Genomic DNA, 21785 nt, shown 5'->3' on the forward strand with positions numbered 1-21785 from the left:
CCGCTTGCGTCCAGCCATGTTGTTCAGTGTCCTATCCGCCCAGTTCACGGGCAACAAGACTCTAGAACGTCCTGGCCTCGTTTACCGGGAACACGCCACTACTTGTTCCTTACAGGGTCGATTTCGGCGCTGAGGCAGTGTTCATACAGATCCGCTGGTGTCCGGAAATCTGTGTTCGTTGAGCGAATGGACCTGGGCGGACGGAGCCACTTGATTCGGCTGGTTCGCTGTCAAGTAGCTACGGAGTCTGTAGGGGTCCGCGTCGAGTTGCAAACAGCGACTAGATCGGTGGCTCCGACATTGTTTCGTCCAGTTTCGCTGGCAGCACACTGTCAATGCGGTGTTTGCTGCTTATCGGCGTTTGCGTTGTCGACGAACTCGGGCATCTTCCGTTGCCGGTCGAGGCGGCGTCAGCGTTATTTCGGGTTTTGTCGCAACGGCATACGAAGACTTCGATCGTGATGATTACCAACCGTGGTGTCGGATCGTGGGGTGAGGTTGTCGGTGACAACACAGTCGCAGCGACGATGCTCGACCGGCTCTTGCATCGCTCCGCCGTGCTCAATCTGGACAGTGATTCCTATCGGCACCGGGACCACAACGCCCCGATCGGAGAATCTCCGTAAAGGCCACCACCGGAACTCGCCAACCACTACAGTGCGGACGGCTCAAAGGTGATGAAATGCGCCGTGCATGACTGCTGTATCTCGCTGAGCCTCGTCACATCGTCGCGTATGTTTCTTAACAGGCCCATGATCGCCCATGCCGCTGGTCTCACGTAAGTGGCAACATGTGGGACATGGTGACACTAGAGCCGAGCACTGCCATCGCTACCTGTGAAAACGCACTCAGGCATTTGATGGGGCACGTGTTCCTGAAGAAATACGGTGCCGGGTGGATCGAAGAGGTGACAACCGAGAAACAGCGACAGGGCTGGCCGGAAAGGGTCGAGGCTGAACGAAACACTAGGGAACGCCGCGGTGTAGCCGAAACCGACGGACCCGGGCTCACCTACGCGAACATGTACGACTTGCTCTTGATTGCCAAGAAGTACTGGTCGGATTTATCGCCTGCCCTCCGGGATGCCTATTCACTTCTTGAGCGCATGGAAAAGATCCGCAACACCACAGCCCACGGTCGGCCGCTGGTTACCTTCGAGCGGGAACTACTTTCCGGTATCGCCGGTCAGATACGAAATCAGGTGACGTTGTACATGAGCACACAAGATCCCGCCGGGGAAATCTACCCCCGGATCGAGTCTGCGGTGGACTGCTTCGGGCATCGACTTACTGGTCGGGACGGGCCAATTGGGGAACTCTTCGAGGGCAAGGTCACTGGTGCAATTATTCACCCAGGAGACCGGGTTCAGTTCGCGATGACAGGTTTCGACACTCACGATCGACCATTGGAATGGTGGTTCACCACTCCATCGAGCTTGCGAGTCACGAGTGTATCCAATAGCAGGGAGGAGGCTGCCCTCGAATGGATCGTTACGGAAGGAGATGTCGGTGAGACTGCTGTCATCGATATCCACATGCGGGCTGAAGGCTCGCAATACCAGCGTTATCACGGATTCGACCAGCGGGCCTACTTCCAATATGTTGTCCGCCCCCCGGTGGGTTACGACCCGAAACAGTGACTACGCGAGGCAACCAGTTGATCAATGATCATAACTCCACATCGCCTGTCGACCTCTTCTACAGGCCACGGCAGCGAGATATAGCCGGGGGCTCTGATCGGAATAAATCATCTTCGCTGGCCGTGGCCTGGCGTTAGACCGTTTCGGCTCGCGCAGCCGCCCTCGCGCGTATGGGTGATTCGTTTGACGTACTACCGAAGACGTAGGCACGGTTCTGTTGGCCGGACGCCTCGACGATTCGTTTTAACCACGCACCTTCGAGCGCCTATTGCAGGGCTAAGGCCTGCCGATCCCAACGTACGGGTCACGCTGCGCCGCATCAGTAACTCTGTTGATGCGGGCGAGCATCTTCTTTGTCGCGACAGGGCCGGACGGGACTGAATGGACCGATGAATTCGCTAAGAACGCGGTCTATTGGCGGTAGTCGATCGCGGTTATCGGTGGGAGCTGGGTGTGTTAGCCCATTTGGCGCGAGCGCGTTCCATGACCTTCCGGGCGCCGCTGTGATTCATCCTCCAGCGAGCGATCGCGAGGCTTACGTCGTAGGCATCTGCCGCCTCCTCGTCGGTGGCGTTCGCTCGGGCGAGCCGGAATGCTCCGTCGTTGGGAATCAGCATTTCCCCTGAGAGCCAGTCGGCTTCGGCTTCCTGGTCGCCGCCGAGCCCGCACTTCCGCTCGTCGGAAAGAGAGACGCCGAACTTGTGCTCCAGGACGACGTGGGCGAGTTCGTGGCACATGGTGGTGCGACGACGAGTCAGGGGCTGAGCGTCGTTCTCCAGGATTACCACGCTACTTCCGTTCGGGATCAACGCCCCGGACAGTGCACTTCCGTCCGCCCGCAGAAAGTGGTCACGCGCGGCACCATCGAGCTCGCTGAGCTGTACGACGGGTATTCCGTACTCAGAAGCGAAGGCGTAGGGGTCGAACGGCATATGGGCGTCGAGGCCGATCTCGCCACGTAGCTCCAGCGCAAGACTCTTGGCCTCGGTCTTGAATCCTCGACGCACGAGTCACCCCTGCGCCCGTGCACGTTCGATGGTAGCGCCGATGACCTGTTGCAGGTACCTGACGTCGGTCTCGCTGAGGTCCTTCCGGGCGCGCAGGAGAGGCGCGAGCTGCGCCATAAGGTCAGGTTCGCGGTCGTCGAAGGCGGCACGTTTTCCGTCGCGCTCGAAGAAGTCCTCGGCCGGCATGCGGAGCCAGGCGATGATTGTGGCAAAGCCGTCGGTGTCTGGCTTGAGGCCGTTGCCGAGCCGGGAGAGCAAAGAGGGGCTCACGCCGATCTCGCCAGCTAGTGCTCGCCACGAGAGTTGGCGCTCTTGACGCGCGGCGTCTAGGGCGGCGTATAGCGCGGCCGTGTTGATCGTGGTCTTGGCCATATCCCCAGTGTGTCACATCTGCGACAGACCGTCGACTTCGACGCGAAGTGTGTTAGAATTGAAACGGAGCGTCAAGTCTAGAACGCTGTGGGAGGGCATGACAGGCAAGCAGGGCGCGGGTCGTGAAGCGTCACCCGAAGACCACGAGCAACGGCACCACTGGCAAACGCGGCATGAAGAAGTAGTCATCGAGCTGCATCAAGCTCGATGCAGCAATGTCGGTGGCGGTAACTACGGCGAATCAAACAAACGAACAAACAGGAGACGATTATGAGCGTGACTGACGCCTTCGAGACCTTTCAGGACGTCGTAAACGCTGACATCACACACGTCCGCGAAGCACGCACTCGCCGCGATCTCTTCAAGGGCGCCTTCGGCGCCGAGGACGATGTGGAGGAAGTCGTAGCGTCCGGATCGCTAGCGCGGGGGACACACAAGGACCCGATCCATGACGTCGATGTGATCGTCGTCTTCGACCAGGACGAACATCCTGAGTGGGGGTCGCCGGGAAGCTCCGCCGCGGACGCTCTCGATCACACCCGCGAGCGTGTCAACACCTTGCTCGGAGCAACGAACGGCAGTTACGACCTAGCGGTCCGACTGGCCCGGTGGCGCAACCATGCCGTCAAGTGCTTCCTGGATGACCCTGATGATCCCGACGCGTTCACGGTTGACGCCATGCCCGCACTTCGCCGCGATGGGCGACTCCTCATTCCTGAAGCGCTCTCAGAACAGTGGGTCGCATGCGACCCCGAATTCCTAATCGCCGAGGTCGCGCATCGACACGCACAGTGGAACAAGTTCGCCGGTACTGTACGGATGCTCAAGTGGTGGGCTGCCGAGCAAGACACCAAGATCAAGTCTCTTGTCATGGAGGTCCTCGCACTCGACTTCCTACCGACGGATGTCAACCAGCCGGCTGCGATCAAGCAGTTCTTCGTGAGCGCCTGCTACCACATCGAGGGCGGGAACGAGGTCGCTGATCCCGCTGGACTCTGCGGACCGATTCAGCCCGACGTCGACTACTATGCATTCGCCGACGCTCTGCGGTCCGCACGAGACAATGCCATCATGGCATTCCAGGCACAGGCGAACAATGACACTGCGACTGCGCTCAAGCACTGGCGAGCGGTCTTTGGGGACGACTTCCCTAAGACTCCTGCCTCCACCGGCAACCTGGCGCCCGCGGTCGTGCCCGCTGCGCCCCGGCCAGTCAAGGACACTCCGCAGGGATGACTCGTGCAACAGATCCAGATCGCGGAACAGACACCACGGCGCTCAACCCCGTCCTCTGGACTGAGCGCGAACCTATGCGACTTGCGCGCGATCAGATCGAGGTCCGGGCGTTCGCACCATTGCTCGAATTCCAGAGCCCCGCGGACGGCGGCTTGCCGCACGGCGGATGGCTCGGTGTCCTCCCTCGCTGGCCTTTCGAGCGGTTACAGCCCGAAGCTCTCGATGAGCTGCTCGGGAACGAGGAACTGCGAGTGCTCGTCATCTACTCTGCAGCACACCCGATGGTTCCGCCGACCATCTACTCCCTCTACCCGGAGCCAACGATCCGGGAACAGACACAGTCCGCATGGCATGTAGCCCCAGGAGGATCGCTCTGTCTACTCCGGAGCGATGGCGGCTGGCAGCCCGAGGCCAGCCTCACCGAGCTTCTAGCGAAGGCATCGGGGTGGCGGATCGAGTACGCCCTCATGAAGGCTGGAGTCATCGATGAGATGACTGTCAGTGGCATCGTCTCCGACTCCTCGCACGACCACCTTATTGACCGAGCGATTCAGCGAAGAGCTCCAACACCGGACCCGACCAAGGCGGGAGAAACAGATGTCTCCCCGTAACCCCTACATCGTGATGCCCAAAGACGCGGTCACCAAGATCGCAGGCTCCGACCTGTCGGGCGGATCACTGGTGCTCCGCCGCGTTCCCGCGGACGATATGTACGTCGTCCGGACTGTGGAAACCAGCAAGGACGTCCGTCTTCCAGCCGAAGTCCCACGCGAGTACGCCGCGCTTCGGTCAGGCGACCCCCACCATGCAGCACAGTGGATCAAGGTTAAACCGAACGACGCCCATATTCACCATCTCTTTTTGTCCAGACGCCCCAATATCTCCATAGGGTTCGAAGAATTCAGGGAGCTGGTGCCGGGCGTTAACGACCCAGGCAACAACCTTGGCGTGGTCGTCACTCACGACCCCTGTCTTCCACCGGAGCTGGTGGAGGCCGGTGCCCCGGAGTTTGCAGGCTGGGCTGTCCGGCGCAACGGTGTGGAACCGCTCGCTATCGAGATCGAGCCCGAAGCTGTAGGGCTGGCACAGTTGGCTGGTAAGTGGCCAATCGAGCAGCTCGCCGCCGACAGCGTCATGGTCGTGGGCTGCGGCAGCATCGGCAGCGCAGCAGCAGAGGCGCTCGCAGGATACGGAGTTGGACGTGTGGAACTTGTCGACCCAGACCGGTTCCTCTGGCACAACATGCTCCGCCACACTCTCGGGGCCGAAAGCGTTGGGCGATTCAAGGTGGCGGCCATGAAAGATCACCTCGCCCAACAATGGCCGCAACAGACAGTGGTTGCCCACCAACTCGACGTGGTTACCGAGGCCCACTACATCCGGCCCATCGTCGACCGCGTCGATTTGGTGCTCTGTGCCGCAGACGGTATCGCTCCCAGGCGTGTCGTGAGCCACCTGTCCAGGCGTGCACGGAAGCCGGCGATCTTGGCGTGCGTGCTCGATAGTGGCTCGATCGGAGAAGTCATCAGGCTGCGACCAACACCTCGGTTCGGGTGTCTCCTCTGTCTACGGCAGCAGCTTGCAGATCAGGGAGCGATGGACGCTGAGGCGGATCAGGAGTTGGATTACGGCACGGGGCGGCTTCACCAGCCTATGACGGCTGTGACGCCCGATCTCAGATACCTCGGCACGTACGCCGCAAAAGTAGCGATCGCGACACTGCTGGAATCGCTTCACGGTGACCACACTCAGCAGGTTCCCGGTGAACACGCCATCCTCGGTCTCCGACCCGCAGGAGACCTCGCAGCCCCTTTCGACCTCAGAAACGTCGGCGATGTTCGGTGGTCGTCTATACCCAGACCTCGCGCATCGTGCCCGACTTGCTCGCCAGAATGACTGGTCGAAGAGAGGTGCCTCCGGTGACGATCACTGACGTCGCACTCAGTGCGATCGCGCGCGAGGCTTTGCGGTCGGTCGATGGACTCGAAACTGGCGGCATCTTGCTCGGGAACGACGCGACTGATCGGATCGACATCCGACACGCCGGCGGCCCTGGACCCAACGCCACCAGCGGCGAACGCTCCTTTATGCGGGATCTCGGCCATGCCCGCCGTCTCGCGGACTCCGCCTGGTCGGAGGACCGTAGCCAGTGGGTAGGCGAGTGACACACTCACCCGAGCGGAGAGCTCTCCCCAAGCGAGGTTAATCTCCACTCCTACATGCGACATCTGCACGACCCTGAACTGGGGTTCGACAACCTCGTCGTGATCATCGCTGGATTTGATCCATCGGCACGTGTGTAGCTGCAACTTGGCTCGTCGAACGGGACCGCATCTTGGCAGTGATACCCGAAAGGCTTCATACGGCGCCTGCTGTGAATAGCCCGTACGCCAGTGATGCGGTAGGGCACACAACCTTCGTAACTGAAGAACATAAGGAGACGCCATGACAACCGATTCCACCGCCCCCGACCCAGCAGACCCCGTCTTCATTTCGTACCGCCAGAAGGACGGGACTGGTGTTGCTGCGGAGCTCGCCTGGCTCCTCCGTACCGCCGGCATCCCTGTCTGGCGGGACCGAGACGATCTGCCCCCAGGCGACACCGAGGCCCGACTCAAGCAAGCGATAGATGCCGGCATCTCCGGCGGCGTTCTCGTGACCACACCGGACGTGGTGAACAGCAGAGTCGTGAAGACGCTGGAGGCACCCCGACTCCTGGAGCTACACCGCGACCACGAAGTGTTTGCACTCGGCATCATTAACTCGGTGAAGACAGACGACGGCCGAACAGATTACGACGCTCCTGACCGGCTTCTAGAGATTCGTCCCGGCACCTTGAGCGGTGTAGATCAGCAGTCCGCCGAGCATGATGGTCTGCTGGCATTGATTCGCGGTTTGGTCTGGTACCGGATCGCGTCTCTTCGCAAGCGAATCGAGGCAACCGAACAAACGTTCCACCTGAGCCTCCAGAGCAGGAACACGCCACAAGTTTATGACCGAACCGGTGACGAACTGGACATCCGGCTTAGGCCCTCCGATCACGAACGGCTTCCGAGCGTCGATGGGCTCCGGGATCTCAAGGACACCATCGGTCTCCTTCCCGATGCAGTGACCCGTTCCGGGGCACATCGCGTACGTATTGCTGGAGGGGCCCATCTTTCCGTGGCCTTCGCAGTTGGGGCGGCCTTGCCTTCGTCTCGAATCGGACACATGGACGTGATCGACCAACAGGGCACCACCTGGGCTAGCGATGGCGAAGCGCGGTTCATCACTCAACCGCAAGTGCAGATCGTAGAACAAGGCGGCGAGCCATCTAAGATCACGACCGGCCGTCCCTCCGTAGCCGTGTATGTCGATCTCCTGCCCCAACGCAGTGACACCGCCTTCACTCGCTACATCGACGACCATAGGTCGTTTCTCGCGGCCTGGCGTCATCTCACCAGCGCGAGCGGCGCGCTTCTCGACTCCGCTGATGCAGGCCTGATCGCCGCCGATGTCACCGCGCACATCCGTGCGTTGTCGAACGACAACTCCAACGCCGAGGTGCACCTCCTGCTGCGGTGCCCGTTTCCACTTGCGCTTCTTATCGGGCGTTTGACCAACACCTTGCGTGTAGTAGTTTATGAATGGGATGACTCCGACCCCACCGACGGTGAAGATTACCGCGCGAGGTACATGCCCACCTTACGAGTACGTACATCCGCGAACTCAGGTGTCATCCAAGATGTGCTCCTCCCGAATGCGTCCTAACTCGGCCAGCCTCGCGACGAGGTGCCCGTGAGAGTGTCCGATTAACGATAGATCCGATCTCGGCCTCGGTTAGTGACCGTTCGGGGTGATGCGTCCTTCGAAGGCGATAGCGAATGTATTGAGTGCCGGTTTCCACCTCATGGTGAATCACCCCAGAGTTGATGCCCATTCTTCTGAGGGCAGGGTGAGCACACCCCTAAGACGATTGATCGCGCCCGGAGGAGGCGCCTTCGTGTGTGATCATCCGCTAAAGATCCCGCGAAACAGATTTTTGGCGCCCGCAGACGGGGCAGCCGTGCCCGCCACCTGCTCGGCTGTACACATAGGCCGACCAGCTATGACCGCACTTGGGACAGATCCACCATGGCCGTGCCCCGCTTCCGGCTGTCACGTCATCGGGCGTCAGTGCGCCGTTCTTCTTCGAATCCCATTGCGCCGCGAGGTCCGGGTGCAGCGTTGCCAGCGACTTGTCGATCCGTCGTCGCTTGATGTATTCGGACGCGTCAATGCTGCCCCACGGCTGTTCTGTCGTGAAATACTTGTCGTGCTCGGGTATGTCGAAGCCGAGAGTTTTGAGCTTTGCGAGCACTGCCTTCGCTCGCGTGACCTCGCTTGAATTGCGCGCGACCACGACGTCATGCTCGCCGATTGCCGGTAGGTCGTCACGCACGCGGATTACGATCCACCCTTGCTCTGTGAGCAATTGCGTCTTGCGTCCGTCTTTTTCGACGCTTTCGTCTAGCTTGTGGAATCTGTTGCCGTCAAATTCGATTACTACGTTCCAAGCCGAACACACCATGTCGCATTGCAGCACACGGCCGGTTACTTCGTGCGCGACTCCGTGGTACGGGTCGACAGGTACGCCAGCGGCGAGAAGTTCATGCCGTAGACGTATTTCCTCAACGCTTGTTCCCCACAGCGTGCACTTCGGGCACCCCCGAGCTTTCCGTCGATTGTTGATCATGGCCTGCCACTGGTGCCGTCTGTCGCAGATCCACCAAACGGTCTGGCCAATGTTGGCTGTGACGTCAGAGGCGCGGAGCGCTCCATTCCGGGTGGGATGCCACTGCGCGGCGATCTCAGGATCTTTCTCGGCGAGCGACTGCCCCGGTTCAGCGGCACCGAAGGTGATTGCCCGCTGACGGTCGGCACAGGAGCGGCATCCGTGACCGCTTGCGCGACTGTATATTCTGGCCTCCCACTCGTTGCCGCAGGTTGCACACTGCCACCAGGCCTTGCGACTGCTTCTAGCTGCCAGCCGCTCGGGCTTTAGAGGTGCGTTGCGCTCGGTGTGCCATTCTGCGGCGAGTTCGGGGAACCTGTCGGACAGTGAGCCCCCGGGCTTGGGCTTAGCATTTGTGTCACCGACTCGGCGCCGACCGCATTGCGGGCATCCGGCGCCGCCCCTGCCCCGACTTTGGATGATTGCGTCCCATTCGTGTCCGCATTCGCGGCATAGCCACCAGGCTCTGCGATTACTTGCCCTTCCGACATTGTCGGGAGTAACGGCACCGTTGCGTGTGGGGTGCCATTCGGCAGCGGCATCCGGAAAGCGGTCCGCGAATGAGTCACCGGGCTGCGGCGAGCCTGTCGCCTTGCTCCGCTCCGGTAGCGTCTTCGATGCGCCGGACGTGTGCGAGCGACCGCGGAGCGAGCGGCCCCGGGCGGCATACGCGCACGGCGGACACTGCGCCCCCCTTGCGCGATTCCCGATTGACGCTTGCCACTCATGCCCGCAGTTCGCGCACACCCACCAGGCCTTGCCCTTCCGCGAGAAAGCGACATCAGCGGGCGTCAGCTCCCCGTTCCGCGTCGGATGCCACTCAGCAGCGGTGGATGGATTTCTCTCAGCGAGAGAGTTACCTGGCCTTGGTATCGCCCGACTCTTGCCGGCGCACTTTTTGCAGGAACTGCCTGCGGAGCGATTGGAGACTTGCGCTTGCCACTTGTTGTGGCAGACGTTGCATAGCCACCACACCTTCTTATTGCTTGCGTATCCGACGTCGGAGGCTGTCAGGTCACCGTTCAGGGTGGGATGCCATTGAGCCGCTATCGCGGGTAGCCTTTTCGCCAACGACTCGCCTGTACGTGGCGCGGCTTTTGCCTTTCCCGCGGCGCAGCGTCCGCACGCGGGACACCCGTAACCGCCGCGCGTTCTACTGTTGACCCGAGCCTGCCACCTGTGTTGACACGTCCCGCAGACCCAGCCAACTTTCTTCTTACTGCCGGGTGTGATCGTCTGCGGGCTCAGCGGGTCGTTCAGATCGGAGTCCCACTCGCGGGCGACCTCAGGGTACTGATCGGCAACCGAGTTATCGATATTCGTCGGCTCGCTGGTCATGCGCGAAATGAGCTCGATGTTGGGGGCCGCAGAGCTTCCATCCCTAAGAGAATAGATCAGGCGTTGCCGCGGGTGGAATGTCGTCGCCGAACGGGTGGACCCGCCCAGCCTATGTGGCCACGGTACCGCCTCTCATACCGCCATTGCGCCGAGTTGACCGCGGTTTTCTGCGCTCGTCCGTGACTGTGTGCGCGGCTTATTCCGTTGTGCGGCAACAACGGAATAAGCACTTGACGGGGCTCATCAACTGCTAGTCCCCATGCACGATGCGCAAAGGTTGAGCAGTACCGTCCCCACGGCACCGATGAGAGGAGCACGCTTCCGAGGGATAAACGTAGCCCCGGCGATGTGACGTGAGTCAGAGATCGTTCCGGGGCCTTCGCAGTCTAGTTTAGGGAACAGTCTCGGGATGTCAACCAATAGGGGGTGTGGCGTTGTCGTGGAGTAACGAGGTCATCGCCGATCTGTTGACTCGGCAGTGCCTCGGTTCGTACCTCTCGGCGAGTGGCGGTGACATCGATGCGGCGATTGCGTTGTACGACTGGAACATCGAAGCATCAGGTGCAGTGTTGTCGCTGGTGTCGATGGTCGAGGTGGTGGCTCGCAACGCGCTCGACGGTCAGCTGAGCGCGTGGCCGCAGCTCACTCGGGGGACCTCGGAGTGGTTCGATCACGTGCCTCTGGATCAGCGGGGTCGGCGCGATGTCATCGAAGCTCGAGGACGGGCTGTTCGTCGGCAGCCAAGCGAGGTGCACGGGAAGGTGGTCGCCGAGTTGTCGCTGGGGTTCTGGCGGTACCTCGCGGCGTCGCGGTATTTGACGTCGTTGTGGGTGCCGGCGCTCCATGGTGCGTTCCCGCATGGCGCCTCGGATCCGCGGCAGCGCCGCGGGGAGGTCGAGCGCCGGCTTCAGAGGCTGGCGTTCGTGCGGAACAGGGCTGCGCACCACGAGCCGATCCATCAGCGTCTGCTGGTCTCTGATGTCGCGGACGCCGTCACGCTCGCTGGGTGGGTATCGCCTGATGCGGCGGAGTGGGTTCGCGCACGTGAGTCGGTGACGTCGGTGTACGCGGAGAGGCCGTCATGAAAATCGATTTGGCTGCGGACGAGGCACCCGCACCGCCTGGGAGTGAGACCCTCGCGGGGCGATGCTCAGTCACTTTTCGCGGCGGTGGACCCATGTGGTGTGTGGGGATATTCGGTGGATCGGCATGGAGTAATCGGAATTCGAGCGTGCCGCGAGAGTGTCACTACTCGGTGCAACCGGGCATGGATCGGCGTGTACCGGCGCGGACGGAAGTCGCTGGTCAGAGGCGGTCCTATAGGTGCAGATGGGTCCATCGAAATATGGTCGATCTAGCTGGGGGTCAAGTGGTCGCAGGTTCAAATCCTGTCAGCCCGACACAGAAGTGCAGTTCAGAAGCGGTTCCGGAAAAATCCGGGGCCGCTTTTTCGTGTGTGGGCTGCGAGGACGTCACCAATCGTCGATACCGCCTGCGTTCGTTGGTGCGCCGTCATATGCCGTGAATGTCATCTGTGACGAGTTCGGGGAATGGAGAGATACTCCGCGCGTATCGGTGACGGATACAAGTAGAAAACACTCGGTTCGGTATCCATCCCACCTCGACGGTGGCTGCAACCGTCACCTCGAGGTGCGCGACGTGGGTCAAGGTAGGACCAGGCGGTGATGTCAGGTGACCGGTCCATCGATGGAGTCGACGATTGCCTGGGCGACGGACTCAGGGTTGTCGATCATCGGAACGTGGCCGACGCCGGGCAGGATCGAGAAGTGTGCGGCCGGTAGGCGCCTGCGCGCGGTGGGGACGAACTCGTGGGGCGGAAAGATGCGGTCGCCCTCCGACCATGCGACCGTGACAGGACATGGGAGATCGACGAATGGCTGCATGTATTCGCTTGTGGTCAAGAGGTCCTCGGCCGCTGTACACGCCACCAGGTCGTAGAAAGAGGTCCTCGCTTGTTTCGTAGTGAGCCGGTTACCGTGCAGCGCAATGTTTCCGAGGATCATTCGACGAAGCAGCCCGGAACGCATGAGCGAGGGGGTGAGCAGACGTGTGGCGTCGGCCATCTTCTTCGTTCGCATCAATGTGACTCGGCTACGACCCGGCTTCGCGGTCGGTTCCCAGATTCCGGCGGGGGAGAGAGCGCATACCGAGCTCGCGCGACCGCGCCGTGCCAGCTCGATGGCCATCCACCCACCCATCGAGTTTCCAGCGATGTGGACCTTGGTGAGTCCTAGCTCGTCGAGCAAAGATTCGATTGCGTCGGTCAAGGCGCCGACGCTTGCTCGTCCTTGCACCGGCGGGCCGCCGCGATGCCCGAGTGCCGTGGGAACGATCAGATCGAATCTGTCGTCCAGTAACGGCGCGACGGTGTCCCAGGCTGCGGCGGACATGGTGACTCCGTGGAGCAGTAGAAGAGGGGGGCGTGTGCTCATCGGTCTCCTGGAGTTTCGGACGTCGACGGTATCGTGCCGATGGTGAACAAGAACCGGAAGTCGGTAAAGCAAGCCGGCGCGGTCGTGGTCGACACCGAACCACCGACGATGTTCTACGTCGTCAAGCAGCTCGAGTTGGCTGTGCGTGCTCGCCTGGACGAGTTGCTGAGGCCGATGGAGGTCACCGTGCTGCAGTACACGGCATTGACCGTACTGGCTCGCCGCGACGGTGTGTCGTCGGCCGAACTGGCAAGAAACTCTTTCGTCACAGCGCAGACGATGGGCGAGATGGTCACCACTCTGGAGTCCAAGGGGTTGGTCTCGCGGCGCGCAGATGAATCGAACCGGCGTCGAATGTTCGTCGATCTGACCGACGCCGGTCGATTACTCCTGGAACGATGCGACGGTGGAGTCAGAGCGCTGGAGCAACACATGCTGTCGGGTTTGTCCGACGAGAAGCGTAACGGGCTGCGCGATGCTCTGACCGAATGCCGTCGTGCGCTCGGTGTCCCGCTCGACGGTTCCTGAACTAGCGACCACCGGCAGAGGGGTTGGATGCGAACCGGGCGAGTGTCGTGGAGACAACCTCTGGTCGGCCGTTGTTCTGGAGCGGCGCGGCCGTCAGAACGTCGATGTGGTTGTACCCGGGCAGGACGATGGGAATGTCTGTCGGGTTGTTCGACTCGGGCAACGAGATACCGCCGCCACCGTGGAAGGTGACGATCGGATTCCGGCTGACGCCATCCGGGTGGAGGTGGTGCGCGGCGATGGACGGGGCGGCCGTCTGGCCTAGGTCGAAGTTCAATCGTGAGGGGAAGTACCACTCGGTGAAATCGAGGGGTGGTTCGCTGAGGCTGCGTGCGACCTCGGCGATCGACGAGACCTCGCTCGCTCGGTTCGTGTAATCGCCTTCGTTCGGAAGCGATGCTTCGGTGCCGACTTCGTCGTAGTCCAGCCACCGATAGGTGATGTCCGGGTCGCCGAAAACCGACGGTGATGCTTTGTGTGCGTCGCCGAAAGCGCCACTTCCGCTGTCGCCGAGTGCTATCGAGGACGGCAGCGGGAACGACTTGTCGACCACCGGTCCTCCGGTAAGGAATCCCATGCTGGATTGCAGGAATCCGAGGGGCTGCGAATTGTCGTCGAGCAGGGCCCCGACTGTGGCTTCGTTGGTGACCTCGAGGTCTCGTACATCTGGAGTACCTGTGATTGCCATCGCGGCGTCCTGCGACAGCAGCGTGCGAAGAGTCAGATCGATGTTGGTGTTGTTCGGCGCCCGGTCGAGCAGGGCGTTGACCCCATCCGGATCCAATGTCGCAGCCAGGCCTGCCAGCGCAAGGAGGTTCGTAGTTTCCGGATTGATGACGGCCGGGAGGCGGAGCACCGGGTAGGCCGAGTCGAGTGCAAGTGACGCCTGCTCGAGCGGCCCCGCCAAGAAGGGGGGTATTTCACCGAGATCCGGTCCGCCCACCGCGGGCATTCCGGCCTTGATGACGGTGTCGAGGGCGAAATATCCGCCGCACTGGTTGTACCCGGCATCGTCGGTGGTGGCGGCATTACCGTCGAAGTCCCACTCCGCAAAGTATCCGGTGAGGAATCCGCCGAGCGAGTGCCCGCCGCAGAGCACCTTGTCTTTCCGCGTCGTGGGATCCGGTAACTCGAGCCTGAGGATGTCGAACTGGTCCCTCAATGTTTGTTCGAGCCCCTGGCTTTCGAGCCATTGCGTGTCCGCTCCATCGGCGTATCCGGCGAACGTTCTGCCGTCGACTTCCTGACCGCTGAAGTAGTAGTTCGCGGCCGTGTCGAAATCACCGGTCTCGAGAGCGGCTTGAACTCCGTGGTGATCTTCCAAACAATTCGATCGACGGTCCAGCGCCCAGAACTCGACCGAGTTGCCTTCGGCTGCCGCGGCTGCCACGGTGTTGCGCGCGACGCTGTCGAATGCGCCCGCACCTTCGAAGACACCCGGCTGTGCGACGAGAATGCGATCTGCTGCTGCGGAGTCCTCCGGTCCCGAGGACGAGCGCCACCGAAGGTAGGACAGGGTGTCACAGCGATCTGGGTGCGGGGCCACCTCGGCGGGCAGCGGAACGCGCAACGTGATCTCGGTGCTGACGACACCGTCGACCGGGGAGCTCGACGTCCACGGGGTCTCGGTCCGTGCGGGGTCAGCGGCAGCGGTGGACCCTGTGACGATGCTCAGCGACGCGATCAGGGTCATCGTCGCGGCGGTGGACACCACGAGTCGAATCGTGTCGGATTGGTATCGGGACCGTTTCATGTAAGGGATCCTTACATGAAGGAACGAGGTCCAGACCAGGTTTCCGTCAAGTCACCAATCAGGTGTGGCGTGTATGGGATGGGTCACAATCGGCACGCGATGATCTCGTCGTATCGCCGCGGCGCCCTCGGGTGTGGGCACCGATCCCGGCTGTGAGTTACCGACATCATGAGCAAATCCCTTCGCGTGCACAGACGGCGTGGGGTCGGTCCTCACGACATCGTCAGCCACAACATCGTCAGCCACAACATCGTCAGCTACAACGTCGCCAGAATATGGTCGTCACGCTGGGGTGGCAACGCCTGCGATCGGAAAACCGTCGTTCGAAGAGTTTCGGAGGTGTCACCGGCGCTTGGGTGACCGTGTGTGCGCAGAGTGATCGCATCCTGTCGAATGCGTTGTTGCAGAATCGAATTACCGACTATCGTGTACCGCGTTATTATGGCGACTACGAAAGAGGCTGCCGGACAGCGCATCGCAGCCGTCCACTGTGAGGGGTTCGGTTCGACAGGGGGGCAACCCCCGTCTATCAGATCAGTTGTCCGAACGAATGTAATTCCTTTGATCCTGCAGGCCTGCTGCACAGTGTCTTCGCAGTCGGCTAGAACGCGGCTTCCTTCGTGGCGCGTCCCCGGCGAACAGCTGTTGGAGTGAGTCCCCACCAGCGTCGGCAGCAGCGCGTGAGAGCAGACTGCTCGGAAAGGCCGAGCAGCGAGGCAACTTGCCCGAAAGGGAGGTCGGTACCGGCCAGGTAGCGGCGGGCTGCACTGCGGCGGCACTCGTCGAGTATCGACCCGAACGACGTTCCCTCCGCGGCCAACCGGCGTTGAAGTGTCCGCGGATGCAACGCCAACACGTGAGCGACGGAACTGACGTCGGGGACTGTCGTCCCCAGTGAACAGGTGACGGTGGAGCGTACTCGAGGTGCTACGTCGTCCGACTCCGAATTCGTTGCCTGCTGAAGCATGAAGGCCAACACCAGCTGCCGTAGATGAGGGTCCGCGCCGTCCAGCGACGTTCGGAGCAGACTCGTCGGTAGCCGAAGACGCGCAGCGGCACCACCTGTGTTCACGGGTGCCCCGAAATAGGCCTCGTACACTTCAAGCGACGCCGCAGGTACGTACGGCAATTCGACACTACGGAGACCATAGGGTCCGCCCGTCAACGACACGATCGCGCGGTGGATGAAACCGAGGCCGAGGTCCGTTCCCTGCACCGGAGCGGGCAGACCTTCGGTAGACCCATAGCGGAGTGCACTGACGCCCCTTACTTTGAGCGGATCTTCCTCGAGGCTCACACTCAGCGATTCGCCGTGTACGAACAAGTAGCGAGAGGTGCACTCGAGTGCGTCAGCGATGGTGGGGGAGTTCTGAATGACCAGCGCAAGAGGGCCAAGCATTCCCAGGTCCTGACGGCGCGCTATTCGAAGGCCGAGGTCGGAGCAATGCAGGTCGGTGGCAGCTCGTTCCAGCAGCGCTGCTACCGACCAGTCCGACACCAGAAGGTCGTCGGTGTCGAGTGCTGCAGCCGGAACATCGAGTGCCGCGGCGTAGCGATCTGCGTCACCGCCTAGCTCGGCGACCGTGGACCGAAAGCCACGCAAACCGGCCGATCTGATCAACGCCATGTCGTACAGAGTCAAATAGTTGTCGTGTGGTGTCAAGTCAACCGACCTGGTACGCGCCAGACTGGAGTGATGGGAAAGAGCGATGCGAGGACGGTCGAGTCGTACGTCGACGTGGTGATCGTGGGTGCAGGTTTGTCGGGTATCGGCGCAGGCTATCGAGTGCAGACCGAATGTCCGGACAAGACCTATGCGATCCTCGAGGCTCGTGAGTCCATCGGCGGAACATGGGATCTGTTCCGCTATCCAGGGGTCCGATCGGATTCGGACATGTTCACACTCGGGTACGAATTTCAACCGTGGACCGAGGGAAAATCGATCGCTGATGGTGCGTCGATACTGCACTACATCACAGATACCGCTCGAATCCACGGAATCGACCAGAACATCCGTTTCCGCACCAAGGTGGTGGAAGCTCGGTGGTCCAGTGTCGAACAGATGTGGACCTTGATCATCGAGAAGAGCGACGATACCGGCACTCGCTCCGAGACACTCCGATGCAATTTCCTTTACTCGTGCGCTGGATACTACGACTACGACAACCCGTACAACGCCGAGTTGCCAGGCCTGGAAAACTTCGAGGGGACTGTCGTACACCCCCAGTTCTGGCCGCAGGATCTCAATTACACGAACAAGAAGATCGTTATCGTGGGCTCGGGTGCGACCGCAGTGACCTTGGTTCCCTCCTTGGCGAAGGACGCAGCTCGAGTGACGATGCTGCAACGGTCGCCCACCTGGATAAGTCCGGTTCCCTCTCGCGACAAGTTCGCCGATCGTGTTCGCGCGGTCCTCCCGGCCGGGCCGGCCCACCGTCTGATTCGGACCAAGAACATCCTGTTCGGGATCGGGTTCTACCAGTTCTGCCGAAGACGACCCGCCGCCGCGCGGAAGCTGTTGACCGATCTGAGCACCCGGATCCTGGGTGACGAGAAGATTGTCGCCGAGCACTTCACGCCGTCGTACAACCCATGGGATCAACGGTTGTGCGCCGTGCCGAACGCAGACCTGTTCAAGTCCATCGAAAAGGGTGATGCGTCGGTGATCACCGATCGAATCGACACATTCGTACCGGGCGGTGTTTCACTCGAATCAGGTACGACGATCGACGCCGACATCGTGGTCACGGCAACCGGTTTGCAACTGCGCGCGTTCGGTGGGATGTCGTTGATCGTCGATGGGGAACCCGTAGCGCTGTCGCACCAAGTCGTGTGGCAGGGAACGATGATGACCGGGGTTCCCAACTTCGCCATCTGCATCGGTTACACCAACGCGTCGTGGACTTTGCGAGCCGAGTTGACGTCGAAGATGGTCTGCAAAGTACTGCGCTACATGGATCGAACCGGCGTGCGTGCTGTTGCGCCGCACACCGGCGACGACGTGGCTCGACAGCCGTTGCTCGACCTCGCGTCGGGATACGTTCAGCGCTCGATCGACGCATTTCCGGGACAGGGCAAGCGCCACCCGTGGCGTATGCGTCAGAACTACGTGCTCGATGTACTGAGCCTGCGCAGAACCAGGTTGTCGGCTTCGCTGCGACCGGTTGCGAAGCCGCCCGCATCGGTATCGGACATCCGAAGCACGGTGGGTGTGTCGTCGTGAATCCGACCGAAAAGTGTGCGGTCCCAATCGAACTATCGAAGGAGTTTTCCTGATGAGCACAGCCAAGTCCGTGCGGGGCAAGGTTGCCGTCGTCACCGGCGCCGGATCCGGTATCGGACGCGCCCTGGCCCTCGATCTCGCGAATCGGGGTGCGTCGATCGCGATCGCAGACGTACACGAACAGCGATTGGCCGACGTGTCCGACGAATTGACAGCGCTCGGTGTGAATGTATACACCGAAGCTCTCGACGTCCGAGACAACGACGCATGGAAGCAGTTCGCGAACAACGTGTTCGAGCATTTCGGAGTGGTGCATCAGTTGTACAACAACGCCGGGATCGCGGGAAATCATCCGTTTTCTCGCGAAGACGACGGATCGTTCGAGCGAATCATCGACATCAACATGTGGGGTGTGGTGAGGGGGACCCGTGCCTTCCTCCCTCACCTGGTCGCGTCGGGCGACGGTCACGTCGTGAACATCTCCAGCCTCAACGGTCTGCTGGGATATTCCGGATTGACGGCTTACTGCACGTCGAAATACGCCGTACGCGGTTTCACCGAGGCGCTCCGCGTGGAGATGCTCACCGAGAAACGCCCCGTCCGCGTTACCGTCGTTCACCCGGGTGGCGTACGAACGAACATCAGCGCCGACGCGGTCGAGGCGTCGAAGGAAGCGGGCAACTGGACGCCAGAGAAGGATCGCCGCGCGAAGGCATACGAGGCCAAGTACTTGAAGATGCTCCCCGCGGAAGCAGCGAAGACAATCGTCGACGGCGTCGTGAAAGGCAAGGGTCGGATCCTCGTCGGCCGCGACACCCGGATGATCGATCTCCTCGTACGACTGTTGCCTGGCCGCTATCCCTTCCTCGTCGCGTCGGTTCAACGAAAAGAGGCACAGTAGGCCGAGAAAGGCGTTGAAGGACCCGCTGTCGTTTGCCCGCGGGCGCACTGGGTACAGCACAGGGACAACATCCAACGACGACCGCTCGGCCGGAATCGCCAAGGTAACCAAGCTGCTGAGGGGTCACAGCTGTGCATGTTCACCTCGCACGGCCGCGACGGACACCTGTTCTCTCGTCCAATGGCATTGCAAGAGCATGATTTCGACGGCACCTTGTGGTTCTTCGCTCGAAACGACTTGCGCAAGGTCGGTGCCGGAATCGATCTCCAGCTCTCCGGACACACTCACGCAGGTCAGTTATGGCCTCTGCGGTATCTCGTTCCCTTGCAACGACCCTCGATCGAAGGGCTCGTCACCGTCGCGGGCATCCCCGTCTTCACAACGCGCGGCGCCGGTACGTGGGGACCGCCCGTGCGCGTAGGTGCCGAGCCGGAAGTATCGATGCTGGAACTAAGTTCGGTTGGTGCGTGACCTCGAGGCACTTATCGAAGTGCGCGCGGCGGGCCCACCTCACGCCCCCAACCCCACCACCAACCGCATCACGAGTTCACCGTCCACCACCCGGGTCCGTTGTTCGCAGATGGTGTTCATCAACGCCGTGCCCTCCACGATGTCGCGCCGGTGGGTCAGCAGTCCGTCGATCGCGTCGTCGGCTGCGGTCAGTGCCGTAGCCGCCGCGGTGAGTTGGTCGTTGGTGACGCCTCGATTACCAGTGAATGCCACTCGCTGCGCACCGCGGCTGAACGTGGTGACCGCGGGAGGCGTCGGGCCACCGGTGTTGGCTTGCCTCACCCCGGCGATGTCCACACCTGGTAGCAGGCCCGACGTCGCCTTGGCCGGCACCCCGCCGATAGGGTGCACGGCCACTACCCGATCCCCGAGACGCCGTATCGCCTCGTCGATCGAGGCGACAGTTCCCGCGCGGTGGGTCGCGCCGAGCACCGCAACGGACCCGGTGATGTGACGTTCCCAGTCGTCGCCGGAGGAGAAGTTCTGCACCGAGGGCAGGTAGTTGGCGGTCCACTTCGCACCCAGCTCCGTACGGTGCACCATCGCCACCTCGACGGTCGGGAACATCACCGAGGGTGCAAGCGTGGCCGCGAGGTTGCCGATCAAACCGTCCCCGAAGATGAGAAGCGTTTGCGGGGTCTCGCGCGCGAGACACGACAGTGCATAGCGAACCACGGCATACGGTTCCACAAGGGTCGCTCGGACACTCGACAAGTCGTCCGGCAGCAACGACACCAGACCGCTGCTGACTGCGGACGCTCCGATCACGACGCGTTCCTGAAACAGACCTTCCACATTGTGGCCGAGTAGGAAGGACGAATCGTGGGGATGGGTCGGGTTGACCACCACGCGGTCACCCACTGCGAATTCCGACACTCCTTCGCCCAGCTCGACGACTCGCGCAGCACCCTCGTGCCCGACGATCGGGGACGGATCGTTCCGGTTTCCCCGCACGATCTGAATGTCGGTTCCACACAGCGACACCGCTTCCGGCGCGAGCAGCAGCTCGCCGGGCCCAGGGGAGGGCGTCGGGCGAATCTCGACGGACGAGTGGCTACCGTGCCGGACGATGGCGCGGTGGGTGAGTTCGATTGTCATCGTTCCTCTTTCAAATCTTTGTCACACGAAGGTAACCGTCGGCGATTGCGTCCGCTCCGGAGAGTGTGTCGATGTCGCCGGGCGCGCACACGTGGATGATCTCGCGAACCCGATCCGACGTGAGCGAGTCGGCATACGAACGCGAGCCGGCAAGCTGCGCAATGAGTTCGCGCTCGTAGAACTCGACCAGTCCCTCCGCTACCCCGCCGCCGATCCCGATGCGGTCGAGTCGCGGATCGAGCGTGATCATGGTGCGGATCAACTCGGCAATGGGTTCGACTACAACGGTCAGCAATCGAGCGAGGTCATCGGTACCCTCCGCCAGCGAAGAAGCGAAAATCCGCTCCTCGTAGTCGATTCCGAGGACTTGCGCGACCGCCGCCACTCCGGGACCGGACGACATCGACGAAATGTGCCCGACGCCACCGCACGCGCACGGCAACCGCAGCACGGCCGGAGGCGCGGAACTGACGGCGCGCACGTGCCCGACCTCGCCTTGCAATCCGCGGTGATCGACCGGAACAACCTTCTCGGCCAGGTAGGCCGTGCGCACCGCGATGCCGCTGCTGATCGTGATATACGCCAGGTGCCGATCGGTGGGGCGCGCGAACCGTCGAGCGTACGACGCCAATCCTGCCGTCACGTCGTTGACCAGGGTCCAGCGCACATCGGGGCGTCGAGACGACAGCATGTGCAGTAGCGGAATCTCGCCCGAGGGCGCGTCGCCCCACAGTGGCCCGGAACCGAGTGCCACGCCCTTCTGCTCGTCGAGCGCCGCGCCGCAGGACATGTTCACCCTTGCACCGTGCGGCACGTGGACGTCGAGCGTATCCACCAACTGTTGCAGCAACCTGTCCACGGACAGGCCAGGCTGTTGCAGCACACTGGGCGCCGGGAACCGTTCGATCGCGCTCCCTACACGAATGCGCAGCCACGTACCACCCAGATCGACGGAGACAGTATCGGTCATCGCA

Annotated in this window: 19 protein-coding genes and 2 pseudogenes; 13 read left to right on the top strand and 8 right to left on the bottom strand. The window is 61.7% G+C overall.

Annotation, left to right across the window (positions count from 1 at the left end; translation table 11 throughout):
- The first annotated feature begins 335 nt into the window (after positions 1 to 335).
- Together CH293_RS22555 and CH293_RS22560 are read left to right on the top strand one after the other, a co-directional pair.
- Positions 336 to 626, top strand: coding sequence for an ATP-binding protein (locus tag CH293_RS22555; protein WP_217900779.1), 291 nt, complete (start codon positions 336 to 338; stop codon positions 624 to 626).
- Between the two features lie 173 nt (positions 627 to 799).
- Positions 800 to 1639 carry a hypothetical protein gene (locus CH293_RS22560; RefSeq protein ID WP_141217212.1) on the top strand — a complete coding sequence of 280 codons (840 nt, stop codon included), beginning with the start codon at positions 800 to 802 and terminating at the stop codon, positions 1637 to 1639.
- A gap of 434 nt (positions 1640 to 2073) precedes the next feature.
- Here CH293_RS22560 and CH293_RS22565 read toward each other — a convergent pair whose 3' ends face one another.
- Both CH293_RS22565 and CH293_RS22570 read right to left on the bottom strand, forming a co-directional pair.
- Positions 2074 to 2646 carry an ImmA/IrrE family metallo-endopeptidase gene (locus CH293_RS22565; RefSeq protein WP_094721545.1) on the bottom strand — a complete coding sequence of 191 codons (573 nt, stop codon included), beginning with the start codon at positions 2644 to 2646 and terminating at the stop codon, positions 2074 to 2076.
- Between the two features lie 3 nt (positions 2647 to 2649).
- On the bottom strand, positions 2650 to 3018 hold the full coding sequence (locus CH293_RS22570; protein ID WP_094721546.1) for a transcriptional regulator: 369 nt from the start codon (positions 3016 to 3018) through the stop codon (positions 2650 to 2652).
- Positions 3019 to 3288: 270 nt separating this feature from the next.
- On the opposite strand from CH293_RS22570, the gene CH293_RS22575 reads away from it, so the two are divergent.
- The 5 genes from CH293_RS22575 (at position 3289) to CH293_RS22595 (ending at position 8004) form a co-directional block, all read left to right on the top strand.
- Positions 3289 to 4254: a nucleotidyltransferase domain-containing protein gene (locus CH293_RS22575; protein WP_094721547.1), complete on the top strand. Its 966-nt coding sequence runs from the start codon at positions 3289 to 3291 to the stop codon at positions 4252 to 4254.
- Between the two features lie 74 nt (positions 4255 to 4328).
- The gene (locus CH293_RS22580) at positions 4329 to 4865 is read left to right on the top strand and encodes a hypothetical protein (protein WP_217900780.1); all 537 of its coding nucleotides are present in this window, start codon (positions 4329 to 4331) and stop codon (positions 4863 to 4865) included.
- Entirely contained in the window at positions 4852 to 6150 is a 1299-nt protein-coding gene (locus tag CH293_RS22585; protein WP_094721549.1) for a ThiF family adenylyltransferase, read from the top strand. Before CH293_RS22580 ends, CH293_RS22585 begins: the two co-directional genes overlap by 14 nt.
- 23 nt (positions 6151 to 6173) lie before the next feature.
- Positions 6174 to 6419: a hypothetical protein gene (locus CH293_RS28410; RefSeq protein WP_217900781.1), complete on the top strand. Its 246-nt coding sequence runs from the start codon at positions 6174 to 6176 to the stop codon at positions 6417 to 6419.
- 280 nt (positions 6420 to 6699) lie between these two features.
- Positions 6700 to 8004 carry an SAVED domain-containing protein gene (locus tag CH293_RS22595; RefSeq protein ID WP_094721550.1) on the top strand — a complete coding sequence of 435 codons (1305 nt, stop codon included), beginning with the start codon at positions 6700 to 6702 and terminating at the stop codon, positions 8002 to 8004.
- Between the two features lie 247 nt (positions 8005 to 8251).
- On the opposite strand, the gene CH293_RS22600 is transcribed toward CH293_RS22595, so the two are convergent.
- Positions 8252 to 10345, bottom strand: a complete 2094-nt coding sequence (locus CH293_RS22600; protein ID WP_094721551.1) for a zinc-ribbon domain-containing protein — start codon at positions 10343 to 10345, stop codon at positions 8252 to 8254.
- 434 nt (positions 10346 to 10779) lie between these two features.
- Between CH293_RS22600 and CH293_RS22605 the strand changes: the two genes are divergently transcribed.
- Complete coding sequence (locus CH293_RS22605; RefSeq protein WP_094721574.1) at positions 10780 to 11430, top strand: hypothetical protein; 651 nt, start codon at positions 10780 to 10782, stop codon at positions 11428 to 11430.
- A 603-nt stretch (positions 11431 to 12033) separates the two neighbouring features.
- Here CH293_RS22605 and CH293_RS22610 read toward each other — a convergent pair.
- Positions 12034 to 12798, bottom strand: coding sequence for an alpha/beta fold hydrolase (locus tag CH293_RS22610; protein WP_094721552.1), 765 nt, complete (start codon positions 12796 to 12798; stop codon positions 12034 to 12036).
- A 42-nt stretch (positions 12799 to 12840) separates the two neighbouring features.
- On the opposite strand from CH293_RS22610, the gene CH293_RS22615 reads away from it, so the two are divergent.
- Positions 12841 to 13326 carry a MarR family winged helix-turn-helix transcriptional regulator gene (locus CH293_RS22615; protein WP_241483904.1) on the top strand — a complete coding sequence of 162 codons (486 nt, stop codon included), beginning with the start codon at positions 12841 to 12843 and terminating at the stop codon, positions 13324 to 13326.
- Position 13327: 1 nt separating this feature from the next.
- Here the strand turns inward: CH293_RS22615 and CH293_RS22620 are convergent, their stop codons facing one another.
- Both CH293_RS22620 and CH293_RS22625 read right to left on the bottom strand, forming a co-directional pair.
- The gene (locus tag CH293_RS22620) at positions 13328 to 15079 is read right to left on the bottom strand and encodes a hypothetical protein (protein WP_255122957.1); all 1752 of its coding nucleotides are present in this window, start codon (positions 15077 to 15079) and stop codon (positions 13328 to 13330) included.
- 601 nt (positions 15080 to 15680) lie between these two features.
- On the bottom strand, positions 15681 to 16706 hold the full coding sequence (locus tag CH293_RS22625) for an AraC family transcriptional regulator (RefSeq protein WP_094721553.1): 1026 nt from the start codon (positions 16704 to 16706) through the stop codon (positions 15681 to 15683).
- A gap of 69 nt (positions 16707 to 16775) precedes the next feature.
- On the opposite strand from CH293_RS22625, the gene CH293_RS22630 reads away from it, so the two are divergent.
- From CH293_RS22630 to CH293_RS28665, 4 genes and pseudogenes are all read left to right on the top strand, one after another.
- Positions 16776 to 18302: an NAD(P)/FAD-dependent oxidoreductase gene (locus CH293_RS22630; protein ID WP_094721554.1), complete on the top strand. Its 1527-nt coding sequence runs from the start codon at positions 16776 to 16778 to the stop codon at positions 18300 to 18302.
- A gap of 52 nt (positions 18303 to 18354) precedes the next feature.
- Positions 18355 to 19203: an SDR family oxidoreductase gene (locus CH293_RS22635; RefSeq protein WP_037112668.1), complete on the top strand. Its 849-nt coding sequence runs from the start codon at positions 18355 to 18357 to the stop codon at positions 19201 to 19203.
- A gap of 135 nt (positions 19204 to 19338) precedes the next feature.
- Positions 19339 to 19392, top strand: a pseudogene (locus CH293_RS28660) (pyridoxamine 5'-phosphate oxidase); the annotation flags it as partial.
- 66 nt (positions 19393 to 19458) lie between these two features.
- Positions 19459 to 19674 (top strand): annotated as a pseudogene (locus CH293_RS28665) (metallophosphoesterase); the annotation flags it as partial.
- A 39-nt stretch (positions 19675 to 19713) separates the two neighbouring features.
- Here the strand turns inward: CH293_RS28665 and CH293_RS22645 are convergent.
- Positions 19714 to 20811, bottom strand: a complete 1098-nt coding sequence (locus tag CH293_RS22645; RefSeq protein ID WP_094721556.1) for an alcohol dehydrogenase catalytic domain-containing protein — start codon at positions 20809 to 20811, stop codon at positions 19714 to 19716.
- Between the two features lie 10 nt (positions 20812 to 20821).
- Positions 20822 to 21781 (bottom strand): ROK family protein, encoded by a 960-nt coding sequence (locus CH293_RS22650; RefSeq protein WP_094721557.1) that lies wholly within the window; start codon positions 21779 to 21781, stop codon positions 20822 to 20824.
- Between the last annotated feature and the right edge of the window lie 4 nt (positions 21782 to 21785).

The organism is Rhodococcus sp. 14-2470-1b, from assembly GCF_002259415.1.
In the GTDB taxonomy this organism is placed as follows: Bacteria; Actinomycetota; Actinomycetes; order Mycobacteriales; family Mycobacteriaceae; genus Rhodococcoides.